Annotated in this window: 17 protein-coding genes and 1 tRNA gene; 8 read left to right on the top strand and 10 right to left on the bottom strand. The window is 39.8% G+C overall.

Translation table 11 applies throughout. From position 1 onward, the window contains the following. Positions 1–115 precede the first annotated feature (115 nt). From NO346_RS03365 to tpiA, 3 genes are all read right to left on the bottom strand, one after another. Positions 116–200: transfer RNA gene (locus tag NO346_RS03365), tRNA-Leu, on the bottom strand. 57 nt (positions 201–257) lie between these two features. Then, on the bottom strand, positions 258–587 hold the full coding sequence (gene secG / locus NO346_RS03360; RefSeq protein ID WP_005162938.1) for a preprotein translocase subunit SecG: 330 nt from the start codon (positions 585–587) through the stop codon (positions 258–260). Positions 588–599: 12 nt separating this feature from the next. Beyond that, the gene (gene tpiA / locus NO346_RS03355; RefSeq protein WP_256414228.1) at positions 600–1,391 is read right to left on the bottom strand and encodes a triose-phosphate isomerase; all 792 of its coding nucleotides are present in this window, start codon (positions 1,389–1,391) and stop codon (positions 600–602) included. A 342-nt stretch (positions 1,392–1,733) separates the two neighbouring features. Here tpiA and pilB point away from each other — a divergent pair, with 342 nt between their 5' ends. From pilB to coaE, 4 genes are read left to right on the top strand one after another with little or no spacing between them, the layout of a single operon-like run. Beyond that, the gene (pilB, locus tag NO346_RS03350) at positions 1,734–3,449 is read left to right on the top strand and encodes a type IV-A pilus assembly ATPase PilB (protein ID WP_087547941.1); all 1,716 of its coding nucleotides are present in this window, start codon (positions 1,734–1,736) and stop codon (positions 3,447–3,449) included. A gap of 24 nt (positions 3,450–3,473) precedes the next feature. Then, positions 3,474–4,700 (top strand): type II secretion system F family protein, encoded by a 1,227-nt coding sequence (locus NO346_RS03345; protein ID WP_004659280.1) that lies wholly within the window; start codon positions 3,474–3,476, stop codon positions 4,698–4,700. Next, complete coding sequence (locus tag NO346_RS03340; RefSeq protein WP_256414227.1) at positions 4,700–5,560, top strand: A24 family peptidase; 861 nt, start codon at positions 4,700–4,702, stop codon at positions 5,558–5,560. The genes NO346_RS03345 and NO346_RS03340 overlap by 1 nt, the downstream gene beginning before the upstream one ends. A 1-nt stretch (position 5,561) precedes the next feature. Further along, positions 5,562–6,167, top strand: coding sequence for a dephospho-CoA kinase (coaE, locus tag NO346_RS03335; RefSeq protein WP_256414226.1), 606 nt, complete (start codon positions 5,562–5,564; stop codon positions 6,165–6,167). On the opposite strand, the gene NO346_RS03330 is transcribed toward coaE, so the two are convergent. The 3 genes from NO346_RS03330 to NO346_RS03320 form a co-directional block, all read right to left on the bottom strand. Further along, entirely contained in the window at positions 6,164–7,075 is a 912-nt protein-coding gene (locus NO346_RS03330) for a DMT family transporter (protein WP_256414225.1), read from the bottom strand. The genes coaE and NO346_RS03330 overlap by 4 nt on opposite strands. Positions 7,076–7,105: 30 nt before the next feature. Continuing rightward, positions 7,106–7,855, bottom strand: a complete 750-nt coding sequence (rlmB, locus tag NO346_RS03325; protein ID WP_256414224.1) for a 23S rRNA (guanosine(2251)-2'-O)-methyltransferase RlmB — start codon at positions 7,853–7,855, stop codon at positions 7,106–7,108. Positions 7,856–8,037: 182 nt separating this feature from the next. Continuing rightward, complete coding sequence (locus NO346_RS03320; protein WP_004659291.1) at positions 8,038–8,364, bottom strand: pyrimidine/purine nucleoside phosphorylase; 327 nt, start codon at positions 8,362–8,364, stop codon at positions 8,038–8,040. A gap of 342 nt (positions 8,365–8,706) precedes the next feature. Between NO346_RS03320 and recN the strand changes: the two genes are divergently transcribed. The 3 genes from recN (at position 8,707) to ruvX (ending at position 11,471) form a co-directional block, all read left to right on the top strand. Continuing rightward, a complete protein-coding gene (gene recN / locus NO346_RS03315; RefSeq protein ID WP_087547947.1) occupies positions 8,707–10,365 on the top strand; it encodes a DNA repair protein RecN in 1,659 nt (552 codons plus the stop codon). A gap of 115 nt (positions 10,366–10,480) precedes the next feature. Beyond that, positions 10,481–11,035 (top strand): YqgE/AlgH family protein, encoded by a 555-nt coding sequence (locus NO346_RS03310; RefSeq protein WP_004659294.1) that lies wholly within the window; start codon positions 10,481–10,483, stop codon positions 11,033–11,035. Next, complete coding sequence (gene ruvX / locus NO346_RS03305; RefSeq protein ID WP_178882915.1) at positions 11,028–11,471, top strand: Holliday junction resolvase RuvX; 444 nt, start codon at positions 11,028–11,030, stop codon at positions 11,469–11,471. The genes NO346_RS03310 and ruvX overlap by 8 nt, the downstream gene beginning before the upstream one ends. A gap of 166 nt (positions 11,472–11,637) precedes the next feature. Here ruvX and NO346_RS03300 read toward each other — a convergent pair whose 3' ends face one another. Genes NO346_RS03300 through NO346_RS03290 form a run of 3 tightly spaced genes read right to left on the bottom strand, consistent with a single transcriptional unit; the run spans position 11,638 to position 14,994 of the window. Further along, complete coding sequence (locus tag NO346_RS03300) at positions 11,638–12,639, bottom strand: HlyD family secretion protein (protein WP_256414223.1); 1,002 nt, start codon at positions 12,637–12,639, stop codon at positions 11,638–11,640. Positions 12,640–12,692: 53 nt separating this feature from the next. After that, positions 12,693–12,908, bottom strand: a complete 216-nt coding sequence (locus NO346_RS03295) for a DUF1656 domain-containing protein (RefSeq protein ID WP_256414222.1) — start codon at positions 12,906–12,908, stop codon at positions 12,693–12,695. Continuing rightward, positions 12,901–14,994, bottom strand: a complete 2,094-nt coding sequence (locus NO346_RS03290; RefSeq protein WP_256414221.1) for an FUSC family protein — start codon at positions 14,992–14,994, stop codon at positions 12,901–12,903. The genes NO346_RS03295 and NO346_RS03290 overlap by 8 nt, the downstream gene beginning before the upstream one ends. Before the next feature lie 416 nt (positions 14,995–15,410). On the opposite strand from NO346_RS03290, the gene NO346_RS03285 reads away from it, so the two are divergent. Continuing rightward, the gene (locus NO346_RS03285) at positions 15,411–16,184 is read left to right on the top strand and encodes an IclR family transcriptional regulator (RefSeq protein ID WP_256414220.1); all 774 of its coding nucleotides are present in this window, start codon (positions 15,411–15,413) and stop codon (positions 16,182–16,184) included. Positions 16,185–16,410: 226 nt separating this feature from the next. Here the strand turns inward: NO346_RS03285 and pgsA are convergent, their stop codons facing one another. Further along, positions 16,411–16,998, bottom strand: a complete 588-nt coding sequence (gene pgsA, locus NO346_RS03280; protein ID WP_004674390.1) for a CDP-diacylglycerol--glycerol-3-phosphate 3-phosphatidyltransferase — start codon at positions 16,996–16,998, stop codon at positions 16,411–16,413. Positions 16,999–17,037: the final 39 nt, after the last annotated feature.

Raw genomic sequence — 17,037 nt, 5'->3', positions numbered from 1 at the left:
CGGGAGCTGGATTTGAACCAACGACCTTCGGGTTATGAGCCCGACGAGCTACCAGACTGCTCCATCCCGCATCAACAACATCACTGCATACACCAAACTTACTGGTTATTAAGCTTGGTGCGGAAGGGGGGACTTGAACCCCCACGCCCGAAAGCACTACCACCTCAAGGTAGCGTGTCTACCAATTCCACCACCACCGCAGCTTTGTGGGACGCATTCTATTACTTTAACTATAAAAAGGAAAGTGCTAATTCAACTTATTGAGTTGTTTTAGGTGCGTTTGATGAAGTTTCAGGCGATGTTACTGGTGCAGAGGTCGTGGTTTGAGCAGATTTCAAGCTATACGCATCAGCTGTTTGTTTTTTTGCAAAAACAGCCAAAGTTAAACTCGTAGCAAAAAACAAGGCTGTAAAAATTGCAGTTAAACGAGTTAAAAAGTTACCCGCTCCCGAGGCACCAAATACCGTAGCAGCACCACCGCCACCAAACGACGCCCCTGCCTCAGCACCCTTACCTTGTTGCACTAAAACCAATCCAATAATCATAATTGCTAAAATGATATGTACAACGAGTATAAAACTATACATTTCTACTTCCTATTATTTGCTTTGAGCAAATGCTTTTGCAATTTGATAAAAAGATTGTGCATTGAGTGATGCACCTCCAACCAAAGCGCCATTAATATCAGGACATGCAGCCAACTCAACAGCATTTTCGGCTTTGACACTACCGCCATACAATATAGCCATGTTTGTACCGAATGATGTAATTTGTTTTAAGCCTTCACGTATTTTTGCATGCATTGCTTGAGCATCCGCAGGTGAAGCTGTCTTCCCTGTTCCAATTGCCCAAATCGGCTCATACGCTATCACAATATTTTGCCATTGTTCAGCTTTAACGACGGATGCAATATCACAAATTTGTTGTAATACCACTTGCTCAGCAGCGCCTTGCTCACGCTGCTCTAAGCTTTCGCCAACGCAATAGATCACCGTCAAACCTGCATTTAATGCATTTTGCAGTTTTGCTTTTAAAATATTGACGTTATCACCAAACAATTCACGGCGCTCAGAGTGTCCAATCAACACATATTCAACCTGGCTATCTTTTAATAGCTCCGCACTTACCTCACCTGTGTAAGCACCAGTACCTGCCACACGAGAAAGATCCTGAGCCACAGTATAAATGGCTCTAGTTGCATCTTTTAACTGAGCATGAACACCACTCAAGGCAATCGTCACGGGCGCTACACCAATATGACATTGCTCAGGAGAAATATTGTCCTGTTGTAGTAACTGCTTAAATTCTTCTATTAATTGGAAAGCACTCGCATGCATTGGATTCATTTTCCAATTGCCAATAACCCAAGGGGTAATCGCCGAATTCGACATACTTCGCCCACCTACAACTAATTTATAAAAAATGCTGTATATTTTACACGTATTTTTATAAAATTCAGTTTTTCTTTTCAGTTTAAGTTTCAACCAACAAAAAATAGATCTAAAAATTCTCGTCTCTTTTACATATATATGTCGATTTTTTACAATCGTTTGCTTTATTTCTAACGAAGGCTACTCTTTAAATCTGAAATTAATTTGTAAAAAAATCGATCAGTTCAAGTTTTTCAATATGAACCAAGTAAAAAACAACACTTTCTATAGTAGTATTTTTACGTAACAAAAGTATAATTTTGAGAATAGCTATTATAACCATATTGTGAGTAAGGCGGACAGATGTCAGGATTACATACGTCTCCAAAGTTTTCGGGGTTCATTCGACGTTTAGTTGAAGATGGTCATATGACTGCTGCAAATATGCAGAATGCAATTGATGCAGCCAAGAAAGCCAAACAAGATATTGTTGCTCATTTAATCGAACAACATCGTCTTTCTCCACTTACCATTGCAGAAAGCATCTCTGTAGAATTTGGCGAACCACTTTTTGATTTGGCGGTTTACGATGTTGGATTATTACCTCGAGAATTAACCGACAATAAACTCATACAAAAACATCGTGTTGTTCCGTTAACACAACGTGGACAAATTTTGTATGTTGCTACGAGCAATCCAACCAATATTGATGCATTAGATGCAATTCGTTTCAATACCAAACTTAATATTGAACCAATTATTGTTGAGCATACTAAACTTGAAAAGTTAATCGAACAACATTTTGGTGATTCAAGTAGTTTCGATTTTGGTGACAGTGAGGACTTCGACTTAGATATTGATGTTAATCAAGATTCACCTCAAGAAGATGATGACGCATCACCGCAAGGTGACGAATCCCCAATTGTCAAATATATTAATAAGCTTTTAATTGATGCAATTCGCATGGGCGCATCAGATTTACATTTTGAGCCCTATGAAAAAATGTACCGTGTGCGTTATCGTGTTGATGGTGTGCTCCGTCAAATCGCTACACCTCCTTTACAAATGGCAACCCGCTTAGCTTCTCGTTTAAAAGTCATGTCTCAAATGGATATCTCTGAAAAACGAATGCCTCAAGATGGTCGTATTAAACTCAAATTGTCAAAAACCAAAGCCATCGATTTCCGTGTAAACTCTTTACCCACACTGTTTGGGGAAAAATTAGTACTACGTATTTTGGATCCATCAAGCGCTATGCTCGGAATTGAAGCATTAGGCTATGAAGATGATCAAAAAGCATTATTCATGGAAGCACTTGAAAAGCCTCAAGGAATGCTACTGATTACAGGTCCAACAGGTTCGGGTAAAACCGTATCGCTATATACTGGTTTAAATATTCTAAACACTGAGGATACTAATATTTCAACAGCGGAAGATCCTGTTGAAATTAACTTAGAAGGCATCAACCAAGTCAACGTGAATCCCAAAACGGGGTTAACTTTCTCTGCTGCACTGAAAGCTTTTCTACGTCAAGATCCAGATGTAATCATGGTCGGTGAGATTCGTGACCTTGAAACTGCTGAAATTGCAATTAAAGCAGCTCAGACAGGTCATATGGTAATGTCAACATTACACACCAACAGCGCACCTGAAACTTTAACTCGTTTGCGTAATATGGGGGTACCCTCATTCAATATTGCAACCTCAGTCAATCTTGTCATTGCACAACGTTTAGCACGACGTTTATGCTCACAATGTAAAGCACCAGTTGATATACCTAAGCAAAGTCTCATTGAACTTGGATTTACTGAACAAGACTTAGCCAATCCAGATTTACAGATCTTTCAACCGATTGGCTGTGCGGAATGTCGAGAAGGGTACAAAGGACGTGTAGGTATCTATGAGGTGATGAAAGTCACCCCTGCAATTTCTCAAATCATCATGGAAGATGGTAACGCACTGCAAATTGCAGCAGCATCAGAACAAGCTGGTTTTGACAATCTGCGTCGTTCAGGTCTAAAAAAAGTGATGCAAGGTATTACTTCTTTGCAAGAAATTAACCGAGTAACAAGTGAATAAAATCAATAAAAAGGATTAAGAATCATGGCAGCGAAAAAAGCGCAAATGATGCCTACTTTTGCTTATGAAGGGGTAGATCGAAAAGGCGCCAAAATTAAAGGGGAATTACCAGCACGCAACATGGCCTTAGCAAAGGTCACATTACGCAAACAAGGGGTCACAATTAAAACCATTCGAGAAAAACGCAAAAATATTCTTGAGGGTTTGATGAAGAAGAAAGTAACGACCTTAGATATTACGGTCTTTACTCGTCAATTAGCAACCATGATGAAAGCAGGGGTACCTCTCGTCCAAGGTTTTGAGATTGTTGCAGAGGGTTTAGAAAATCCAGCAATGCGTGAGGTTGTACTTGGTATCAAAGGTGAAGTAGAAGGTGGTAATACTTTTGCAGGTGCTTTACGCAAGTATCCACTTTATTTTGACAATCTTTTTTGCTCATTAGTTGAATCTGGTGAACAATCAGGTGCGCTTGAAACAATGTTAGATCGTGTTGCGATTTATAAAGAAAAAAGCGAACTTTTAAAACAAAAAATTAAAAAAGCTATGAAATATCCAATCACTGTTATCTGTGTTGCAGTAATTGTAACTATTATTCTCATGGTTAAAGTTGTTCCTGTATTCGAAAGTGTCTTTTCATCCTTTGGAGCTGATTTACCAGCATTCACAAAAATGGTTGTAAATATGTCCAATTGGATGCAAAAATATTGGTTTATTCTAATTATTATAATTGGGGCAATTATTACTTGCTTCCTAGAAGCAAAAAAGCGCAGCAAAAAATTTCGAGATGGTTTGGACCATCTAGCTCTTAAGCTTCCAATATTTGGTGACCTAGTCTATAAAGCAATTATTGCGCGTTATAGTCGAACACTTGCTACTACTTTTGCAGCAGGTGTACCTTTAATTGATGCTCTAGAATCTACAGCAGGTGCAACCAATAATGTTATTTATGAAAATGCTGTCATGAAAATTCGTGAAGATGTGGCAACAGGACAACAACTACAATTTGCAATGCGAGTTTCCAATCGCTTTCCAGCTATGGCAATCCAAATGGTTGCAATCGGTGAAGAATCTGGTGCTCTTGATAGCATGTTAGATAAAGTAGCAACTCATTTTGAAAATGAAGTTGATAATGCAGTCGATGGTCTTACTTCAATGATGGAACCTTTAATTATGGCAATTTTAGGTGTACTTGTTGGTGGTCTAGTCATTGCAATGTATCTCCCAATTTTCCAAATGGGTTCTGTCGTATAATGCTAGAGATCATTTCTTATTTTATCCAAAATCCAACTGCATTATACGTCGCAGTTGGACTTTTAAGTTTATGCATTGGTAGTTTTTTAAATGTCGTCATCTATAGAACACCAAAGATGATGGAACAAGAATGGCATCATGAATGCCAAATATTATTACACCCAGAACAACCCATAATAGACGAAACAAAATTAACCTTAAGCACCCCACCATCTACATGTCCAAAATGTAAATCTCCTATTCGCTGGTATCAAAATATTCCTGTAATGAGTTGGTTAATACTTCGTGGAAAATGTGGTTCCTGCCAGAATCCAATTAGTATTCGCTATCCATTGGTTGAACTTCTCACCATGGTTTGTTCATTAATCGTTGTGGCGGTATTTGGTGCAACCATTCAGATGCTCTTTGGCCTGATTCTAACCTGGGTACTCATTACACTCACCTTTATTGACTTTGATACACAACTCCTTCCTGACCGCTTCACGCTGCCATTGGCAGCACTCGGCTTGGGAATTAACAGCTTTGTACTCTACACAACTGCCAGTTCAGCGATTTGGGGCTATTTGATTGGTTTTCTATGCTTATGGGTGGTTTACTATATCTTTAAACTCGTCACAGGCAAGGAAGGCATGGGCTATGGTGATTTCAAGCTTTTAGCCGCACTCGGGGCTTGGATGGGGCCAATGATGCTACCTCTAATTGTGCTACTCTCTTCAGTTGTTGGTGCAATTATTGGTATTATTTTGATAAAAATGCGTGGTGAAAACCAACCATTTGCATTTGGTCCTTATATTGCAATTGCTGGTTGGATTGCATTTTTATGGGGAAATCAAATTATGAAAATATATCTAGGTGGATAATATGAGTTTTATCTTGGGCATTACTGGTGGCATTGGTAGTGGCAAATCAGCAGCTACGCAATGGTTTGAATCCCAAGGAATTGTTGTAGTCGATGCAGATATTGTAGCTCGTGAAGTGGTTGAACTAGGCCAACCTGCTTTGAAAGAAATTCAACTTTCTTTTGGAGACTGGGTGTTACTAGAAGATGGCAATCTGAATCGACGTGCACTTCGTGAACACATATTCCAGTTTCCAGAAGCGCGAGAAACACTCGAAAAGATCACTCACCCTGCTATACGCCAATCCATTATCCAGCAGTTACAACAGGCAGAAAGCCCTTATGTCATTTTAGTTTCACCTCTTCTCTTTGAAACTAATCAGCATGAACTTGTGCATCACACCTTACTCATCGATGCAAATGAACAAACACAACTACAACGTGCAAGTCAAAGAGATGGACAAAATGAAGAACAAATCCGAAAAATTATCTCGGTACAAATGCCTCGTACCCAAAAGCAATTACTCGCAAATGATATTGTTATGAATGATGGTTTACTTGAGCACCTTCACCACCAACTAAAACCATTACATCTAAAATATCTACAAAGCGCTGAGCAAGCATTTTAATCCTGCTTCTGTTGCGCCAGTCGTTCACTCAGCGTGTCTTTTTTAAACCAGCGCCACGGCTGTAATGCACCAAAACCCATTCCGACTAAACCACAAACAATCGCTGCATTTAGAGGCTCATCAAGCAGTGGAACAGCAATCACAGCTGCAATAAAAGGTGCCAAAGTAACAATACTCCCCGTTTTAAAGGCACCTAAACGCTCAATCGCAGCAACATAGGTCAATGTCGCAATAATTACGACCAATACACCATGAAATAAACCTTGAATGACTAAATGAATGGGTTCTGCTTCTTGAAAATGTTTTGGAACAAATAAAACATAGGCAGGTAAATAAATAATCGCTGACCAAATTGCCACGCTTGCCATGGAATGCCAAGCCGATAATTTCCATTGTTTAAGCAATACCGTAAAAATTCCCCACCAAACAGCGCTGATAAAAAAAAGTAAATCGCCTAAGCCAAAAGCGGTCGCTTGATCACGCAGCATCAGATAGCTCATCAATACAAGCGCACTTGACATGATGCTAAGACTCAACCAAGTATGTTTATCAAAAGGTTGTCTAAACAACAAATAAGCAGCAACTGCCGTACATAGAGGAATACAGCCATTTAAGAAAATTGCAGCATGGGCTGCTGGTGCTTGCAAAAAAGCAGTATAAACGGTCAGACAGTAAGCTAAACCACCTGTTAAGGCTAAAATGACTGGACGTGGATGCCACAGAAATGCCAAATCTTTTTTATACACCAGCACAGGCATGAGAATGATAAAAGCAATCGCAAAACGCATGGCCACCAAGTCCCAGGCACTGACATGCCAGTGCAGATTTAAACGGGAGAGAATGGTAAAACCACCCCAGATGCACATGGTGATACAGACCAACAGATAGCCTTGCGTGCGAGCAGTCATTTTTAATTACATTGACGATAATTGTGTGAATTATACAGCATTACGCTGACGGCATGCCTCATAAAGTGCCATGCCTGTTGCCACACTGACGTTTAAACTTTGTAAATCACCAGACATGGGGATATACACGGTTTGGTCACATTGCGACTGGGTGATCGGTCTTAAGCCTGTATCTTCCGCACCCATGACAATCACCACGGGACCATTAAAATCACACTGTTGAATAGGCAATGCCTTTTCGTCCAGCATAGTGCCAATCACACGGCTATGTGTAGTCTCTTTAAGATGTGCCAATGTTCGGGCCAAATTGGTGACCTGAATAAACTTCACTTTCTCAGCACCACCTGCGGCAACCTTACGTGCCGTCGGAGTTAAACTAGCCGAACGATCACGCGGTACAATCACCGCCTGAACCCCCATTGCAGCTGCGGTACGAATACATGCACCGAGATTATGCGGATCCGTCACTTGATCTAATGCCAATAACAAAGCATCTGGTGACTGCTGCATCAATTCGTCTAAATCTTTTTCATTTAAGGTTGGATGTGGTCGAACTGCAGCCACTACACCTTGATGAAAAGGTAAGCCTGCAAGCTTTTCCAAACTATCCCGACTCGCCTTTTGGACGCTAATCCCAAAAGGTTCGGCAAGTTGCAAAATCTTTTGTAATCGCTGGTCATCACGACCTTTTAAGGTAAATAAAGTCAAAACGCGTTCAGGCTCTAACTCTAATAATGACTCAACCGAATGAACGCCATAATAATATTCAGGTTTTGCCATGAACGACCTCTTGCAGTATTCCCGATCTATAAAGGGAGATTTTGAAAAAATAAAAATCCTGCAAAGTAGCTTTACAGGTGAGGAGCGAATAGCTCCGCAAGGGAATTTAATAAAAAAATCCTGCAAAATGAATTTACAGGATTCTCTTTAGGTATAGTGTACCCGATTTAGGAAGCGATCAGTTAACCTTCTAAATGACATACATAATCAAGCACTTCATCAGTCTCGATGTGGAAAACACTATTTCCTGGGACATAAAAAGACTGACCTGCACGGAATAACTCACTTTCTGTACTGTCTGCAATTTTTACACGACATTCACCAGAAATGATTTCCATACGTTCTGGCACATGTGTTTCAAAAGTTAATGCCTGTTCAGTAGGTAAAATCACACCTAATGTCTTTTTAGTACCATCTTCAAATTGTACAGTATGGCTGATACATGCCCCACCAAAATATACATTTGACTTTTTAATGACCGTAACATGATCAAACTGCACTGAACTCATGCATACTCTCCAAATAATGCAGCATTTATATTAGGTTATGATGGACGTAGTTTAATTGTGCCTGCGTCACTAATCAATCCATTTTTATCATGCTTTAACAGCAATTTTTATGCCTTTCTACTAAAGTTATGTTCAACTCATAAGCGCTTTTAAATCAAAGCATCCGATCTAAACGACGATAGAAAAAATCTTATAAATCGATAGACAAGTTTTACATCACTAAATTATTCAAAACAACTCCAGAAATAAAACATGATTTCATCAACACAACGCTGATCCTCTTGTTCGATTAGCAAAATTTCTCTATCTTTATGCAAAAGATTGCGTGCACTGGATGCATATATGCTCACCCATTTAACTTTAATTAATTTTGCACTTGCAGACCATTTAGCTTTAGATATTGAACAAGGTTTCAATGTTTTGACTGGAGAAACTGGTGCAGGAAAATCGTTATTGTTAGATGCACTGTCTGCGTGCTTGGGTGAACGTACCGATACCAACTATGTCCGTTATGGTGCAGATAAAGCAGATGTCACTGCTGTCTTTAGTTATCAAGCTGAAAGTGCGGAAGCAAAATGGCTTACAGAACATGAACTAGATGATGATTCTGGTGAAATTCATTTAAGACGTGTCATATTTGCGACAGGCCGAAGCAAAGCATGGATCAATGGACGCCCAAGTAGTTTGTCGGAGTTAAAAGAAATTGGACGCTTATTGGTACAACTTTATAGCCAGCATAGCCAACAGCAATTACTTGAGCCCCCTTATCCGAAGCACTGGTTAGATCGTTATCATAATTTTGCCGAACCAGCAAATGAAGTACGTGAAGCGTATAGCACATGGCAAAAAAACATTCGCCAGCATCAAGCCGCTTTGGATGCGCAAGCCACGCGTATTCAAAAAATACAAAATTTAGAATCCCAAATAGAAGAACTTGAAGAGATTGTCCAAACGGATTATCGAGAGATTGAACAAGAGTTTGATCGTCTCAGCCATCATGAACATATTATGCAAGACTGTAGTTACAGTCTAAATGTCTTGGATGAGGCTGAACAAAATATCACTCAAGAAGTTGCTTCAATCATTCGTCGTTTAGAGTCTCATGCAGGGCGCAGTGAACAGTTATCAAATATTTATAATTCGTTACTCAATGCGCAAAGTGAGATTGAAGATGCAACCGCGAGTTTACGTCAATTTATTGATCGCCAAAGTTTTGATCCTGAAAGAATGGAACAGCTCAATACAACCTTAGAAATTTTCCATCGTCTCGCACGCAAACACCGTACCCAGCCTGAATTACTTAAACAAGAATATGAAACTTGGCAACAGGAATTAGAGCAATTACATCTATTAGAAGATCCTGAAACCTTAGCTGAACAGGTAGAAATTTCTTATCAAATTTTTATGCAAAAAGCTGAACACCTAGATCAGATTCGTCGTACAGCCGCAGTTCCTCTGGCGAAGCAATTGACTGAACAAGTGAAGCCGCTTGCTCTACCTGAAGCATATTTTGAATTTAAGTTCGAGCCAATGGAAGCAAATGCCGAAGGTCTCAGCTTTATTCAGCTTCTTTTCACTGCCAATAAAGGCATTCCACCACAACCGCTGGCTCGCGTTGCATCTGGCGGTGAACTCTCTCGTATTGCACTGGTCATGCAAGTGATGAATGCCGAAAAAACAGAATCTGAAGTTTTGGTCTTTGACGAAATTGATGTCGGAATTAGTGGTGGTACGGCCGAAGTGGTTGGTCGTTTACTCGCCGATCTAGCTCAGCATGTACAACTACTCTGTATCACTCACCAAGCTCAGGTTGCTGCACAGTCTGACCAACACTTATTGGTCAAAAAACAACAAACAGATCCAGCAAGCAGTACCATTATTGAGTTAAATGAGGAACAACGCATTCTAGAACTAGCACGTATGTCTGGCGGCGTCGAGATTAGCGAAACTACCTTGCAACATGCCAAACAACTGCGTCAACTAAAATTCCAATCAGCTTAAAACGCATAACAAAATGTGAGAAAAAGATTGGCGAAATCCGATTAACTCTTGTATGTTGATAAGAAGAACCTATATAGATAGATCAGCATAATATTTTTGATGGAGAATCGCCTAGGTGACGAAACAATATCTAACTCACCGTTGTCTCATCGCTCCACCAGACATAACAGATGACTTCTTTGCCAATACTGTTATCTATGTGGCACGCCATGATGAAGATGGTGCACAAGGCATTATTATCAATCGCCCTTCTGAATTACAGATCAAAGAATTACTGAACGATTTAGAGATTGATGCAGATAATGTACAACCTCATGCTGTGTTGCAAGGTGGACCATTACGCCCAGAAGCAGGTTTTGTCCTACACACAGGTCAACCTACTTGGCATTCATCAATCGCAGTAGGTGAAAATGTTTGCATTACCACCAGTAAAGATATTTTGGATGCAATTGCACATAACGAAGGTGTCGGTCGTTACCAAATTGCTCTAGGCTATGCCAGCTGGGGCAAAAATCAGCTTGAAGAAGAAATGGCACGTGGTGACTGGCTGATTTGTGACTCAGACATGGATTTAATCTTTAATCTACCTTATGGCGATCGTTGGGATGCGGCATACAAAAAAATTGGGGTAGACCGTACATGGTTTGCTTCAGAGATTGGTCATGCCTGATTTTAAAACTTCGCAATCCATTATGGCCTTTGATTTTGGTACTCAGAAAATGGGGATCGCAATTGGTCAATCAACTATCGAGAGTGCCAATCCTTTACCATTATTCGTGATGAAAGATGGTATCCCTGACTGGAACCAACTATTAAAACTCGTGAAAGAGTGGCAACCCAATCTTTTTTTAGTCGGTTTGCCATTAAATATGGATGATAGTGAATCTGAACTCTCTGCTCGCGCACGAAAATTTGCACGACGTTTGCGTCATCAAACCAATATTGAAACGTGGATGGTGGATGAGCGTTTGACTACACGCGAAGCGAGAGAAGAACTTGAGTCTTATCAAAATAAAGGCCGAGCAAAACGCTTATCGGCTGATAGTTTCGCAGCCGCACTACTCATTCAAAGTTGGTATCGTGATCCTAATGGAATAACACCTTAATTATTTATATTTAAGCGCTTTATCACGGTATAGCACACTGATGTACCGTGATAAAATCAGATCCAGACCATGAAAATAACTGCTTTAGCATGTCTACAACCCAAACCATTTGCATAAAATTTAGAATGCAATTCTTAAAAAATAAATCAGCTCAGACTACGTCTGATTATTTCTCAATAATTCTCACCGTTGCAGTTCGCCCCGAAACAAAAGCCAATGGATTCTGAGGCTGTTCATCTAAAATAATTTTTACAGGCACACGTTGCGCTAAACGTACCCAACTAAAAGTAGGGTTTACATTTGCCAATAGATTAGAACTACCAGAACGCTCACGATCTTCGATCCCTGTTGCAATACCTTGAACATGCCCACGAATGAATTGATGATCCCCCATCAACTGTACGGTTGCCGAATCACCGACATGAATACGATTCAATTTGGTTTCTTCAAAATAACCCACGACATAAAGCTGATGGCGATCTAGCAGCGCAGCAACCGCTTGCCCAACCTTAACATAATTACCAACACGTAAATCAAAGTTAGCTAAGGTTCCATCCGCAGGTGCAACGACTGCCGAACGATTCATATTAAGCTGAGCTAAATGTAAATTGCTGTTCGCTACTTCGATCAAAGCTTGCTGTTGTTGAATGGCAGCCTCAGCCTGTTCGATACTCGCTGCTAGCTGCTCTTTTTCCGCAATCGCCTGATCGCGTGTAGCAAAAACCTGATCTTGCTCTTGCTTAGAGATTGCACCATCCATCAAACTCGCATAACGTGCTGCATTCTTCTCAGCCAATTTCATATTAGCTTCAGTCTTGACCAAATTTGCCTTTGAACCGACTAAGTTTGCACGCGCCTGAGCCAAACCGGCATTGGCTTTAGCTAAATCAGATTTAGCTTGTTCAACGTCAAGTGCTTGACGTTCTACATCAATCTTGAAAAGAACTTGTCCTTTCTTTACCGTCTGATTGTCCTGTACCAGCACCTCAGTTACTAATCCATTAACATCCGAAGCCACTTGAACCACATCACCACGCACACGACCATCACGTGTCCACGGTGCGGCATTGTAGTAATTCCATAAATGCACGACTGCATATATCGCAATCAAAACCGAAAGTACTAATACAATTGGACGTATGACTTTTCGTACATCAAATGCATTCATGTTCATCACCTTTACCACATGTTTTTAAATCATTAAATTTCGGAGAGAGTTACTTACAGGCTTGTACCTTGTAAATAAAGACATAACCAATGCATACACAGCAACAATCCCAAGTACAAACACAAGTTGAAAATATTTGGTAGTACAATCCAACCATTCATAACTAAACGATCGATCAGTGGACTTATCAGCTTAAAGAGCACGTAGGCGATGATGGCTTGCACCAAAAGAATTGGAATATAGATTCCATAAACGTTAATCTCACCCATGCAATACACCTAAATCATATGTTTCTGAATCCATCTTTTGTGTTGAGACATGCCCGATGCTTTCACAAATATTATTCAGAGAAATCAACATTCTTTGAGCGAGTTGCTCATCTTCGATTTGCAGTGCAATCCGCTCTAATAGATCAATCTGCTGTACAATTCGAATTGGAAAATGGTTCAGAGAAAGTTGTTTCTCTTGCATTTGAAAATATTCTGTCAGTTGCTGTTGCAGCACATTGACTTCATTTTTCAAACTGACCAATTGGGGGAGTTTTTGGCTGATTTCTTGCAATCGGACTAAGTCAATAATTGAACTACTTTCAATCAAAGCATTCTGAATCGAAATCTTAACTTCAGGATTTTGAACCATTTTGGTATTCAATACTCCAACTCGGTCCAACATACTGCGTAGATGAATTTTGAACTCACTACCATAAGATAGATTTAATGCCTGACGCATCGCCTGATAATGTAAAGTTAAAATTCGCGTTGCACTGGTATCAGGTGAAACAGCTCGAACTAAATCAATCACAATGAGTGAAACCAATACACCCAGAACCATTGCAAATGAACTATCTAAGTAAGAAACAGCATCCATGCTGTATTTATTGTGCAGATTCAATCCCATCATGGTGTTAATCCCAAGTACCATTCCTACAGGCATTAACATTTGATTGGCCATCATGGTGACAGCCACTAAAAACACAGGAAATAGCACCAAAGCCAATTGCCAAAAATGAGTCACATGCGGAAAAATACCAAATGCATATAAGAATACTAAGCCTGCGGATACAATACTGCCCCAAATAAAAATCCGTAGCACAGGTACTGGGTTATCCAGAGCAGTTAAGATACACGCCGTAATTGCACCCATTTGCGCCATCATAAAACCCGCCTTCCAACCTGACAGAATCCAAGCTGCAGTGACAATAAAAGTAATCAGTACCGCACTAATTCCACCTCGTATCGCAATACCATGATCACGATGTAAACTTGGATATTTCGTCGTAATGGCTGTAATTTCTATTGGAATCTCTTTATTACCTTGCTGAATCTGTTGCCACAGCAGCTTTACTGCCAAGATATTGGCTATAAAATGACGCACATCCATCTTTAATGCAGCCAATACAACTTTCTGTTCAGACGTTGCTTTAGAAATCAGCTCAGCGAAATCCTCTTCAAATCCAATCGGCAAAGTCTGTAAATCAGCAGGTACTAAACTTTTCTCTTGTTTTAAAAATGTCACAGTATGCTGACGAATCATATCCAAATGCGAAACAAGATTAACCAAGTGCAAATGTTCGAGTTGTTTCACACGTTGAGACAATGCAACCAAATTCGCAACCACCAATGACACTTGATGTAGCATTTCTTGTAAAGGCTTGGTCATGCCTTTCAACTCACCTTTCTCATAAGCCAAATGTACAGCTAAAGCATGAATATCAGAGGCATCACGAGTAATCACAGATAAAACTTGCGTGTAATTTTCAGGTGTTTCTTGAACTGCAATCAATTTTTCAAAAGTTGCTTCTAGATCGTTTAAGGTTTTATTGACACGTTGCTTGATCATTGCGCCAACATGAACTGGAAAAAAAGTTGCCGAAACAACGGCAGAAGAGACCACCCCAACTGAGATTTCAAGTACACGTGCAACAGCGATATCAAAAATATTGTAGGTATCGATATAGGTAATTGCATTGTAAACAATCATGGCCGTTGAATATCCTGCCAACATAAATACGTAGCTACGCGGCGTGCGGTCTAGTAATGACACATATAAAGCAAAGCCCACCCAGAGAGATAAAATAACCGTAAATAGCCACGGCGTATTAATAAAATGTGGGGTCAATAACAGTGCTATGACTGCCCCTGCAACAGTTCCAATCAAACGATACACACATTTCGAAGACACCATTCCTGAATAAGGATTGGCAATAATCATGACCGTTCCAATCGACCACATCGGATTAATCAAATCTAATTCAAAAGAAATAAACAGTGCCAGCATGCCTGCTACAAAGGTTTTACAAGCAAAAATAAGATCAAGTCGGCTTGGTCTGAAAGCTAACAGCTGTTTAAGTAACATGAATATGTCTCAATTCTAAGTCAGCCTGATCTAATGACACATAACAATGTGGCACGAAGTTACACCGATTTGGAGTATCAAATCAGTTGACAAGAAAAAGCTGATTATGGCGAGCAAGGCATAGTGTCTAGAGCAAATGGAGATAATTTAACGAATTTCATTATCCAATGAAGACACTACATCTATAATTTTTTCAAAACAAAGCAAATTAGTCAACATAAATTATCACTATTTGATAATTTTTCATTTTAATTTAAAATATTTTCAATAAAAGCCATATTTTTTCTCAATTCAAGGCTTAATTGGTCGAGCAAAAATATTCCGACCTAAAAGTCCATACACGATCTCAGGCTTTTCTGTTATAAAGCAATAAAAGTTCGATTTTCACGTTATTTTTAAGGAGTAGACAACGCATCATGGCAATTTCGAGTTTTGGTAAAATTCTCACCGTGCTGGATTTATTTTCAGTTTCACGTCCGATTATCAATGTCGATATCATTTGTGATGAGCTTGGTCTCTCAAAACCCACAGCCTATCGTTATCTTAAAGAACTTGTTTCAACAGATATTTTAAAACGCATTAGTGGTACATCAGGAGACTACACTTTAGGTTCTAAAATTGCCGTTCTTGATTATATTTCTCATAGTACCGATCCATTGGTTCAGATCAGTATTCCTTTTATGCGTGATATCGTAGATCGTACTGAACTCTGTTGTTTATTAACCTATTTAAACCATGATTATTGTATTGATCTACATCATGAAACCTTTAAAGAAGCAGAACTCATCTCATACGGCAGGGGCTGTCCGCGACCTGTATATGTGGGAGCCTCTCCAAAAATCGTGATTGCCCATTTAACCAAGCAACGGATTCAGGCCTACTATCAGCAGTTTACTCAGGAACTCTCTCAGGTAGGCTTTGCCCATAGCCTCGACGAATTCATGCAGCAAATGCGAACAATTAAAAAACAAGGCTTTTATTTATCGCAGGGTGAGATTGATCCAATGGTATGTGGCCTTTCCGTGCCAATTCGCTTTTCTACTAAAGAAGCACCGATTGCACTCACGCTAGTAGCATCAAAAAATCGTTTTGATTTCTTGAATATTCAAAAACTGATCGAGATCTTGCAAAATAATGCAGCGCAAATTGAACATAAATTTGCAACACTTTCCGAAAATCAGCCAAACTGAATTGAGAATTTTAAAAAATATTTACATTTTTATCCGTTGTAAATAGCAATATATTCTCATATTATGATTATGTTCTTCAGCATACCCTCCTAAAAAGAGTATGACTTTCCTCAGAGAACTAAGCCCATCTTTGTTATGGGCTTTTTTCTTGACCAGTTCTTATCGAAAGGCATAAAAAAGCCTTTCAAAGGAAAGGCTTTCATTTATATGACTATACAAAAAATCGTTAGGGCTGCTTCAGATAAGGCCAAGCAGCTTTCATATAAATAAACATCGACCACAGCGTCAAAATCACTGCCGCATAAAGCAAAGCGTAGGCCCACATTTCCAGTGGTTTCCAGTTCAACAGGAACACACTAATCGCAATCATTTGAAATGCTGTTTTGTACTTTCCTACCGTAGAAACTGCAACGCTCGTACGTGCACCTAACTCAGCCATCCATTCACGCAATGCCGAAACGGTAATTTCACGCGAAATAATCACAATTGCAGCAAAAGCCATTGAGATCGTCGGTTGCCATTGCACCAATACAATCAATGCGGCTGCAACCATAAGCTTATCGGCGACTGGATCAAGGAAACGCCCGAAAGCAGAAGTCTGATTCAAAGTCCGAGCTAAATAACCATCGAACCAATCTGTCACTGCTGCAAGAACAAAGATTGCAGTCAATATCAGATGTCGCATCATTCCCCCATGATGCTCAGCAATCCCAATGGCAGGCGGCCAATAGGCAATTGCCAGAAACACGGGAATAAGGGCAATACGCGCCAAAGTTAAAATATTAGGAATGTTCAGGATTCGCCCTGTGCTCATAAACACCGCCATGTTGTTCGCATCAAATATGCATGTCGC

The organism is Acinetobacter sp. 5862 (assembly GCF_024494585.1).
GTDB lineage: Bacteria > Pseudomonadota > Gammaproteobacteria > Pseudomonadales > Moraxellaceae > Acinetobacter.
Note: the sequence above shows the minus strand (reverse complement) of the source record. Positions and strands in the feature narration are given on the sequence as shown.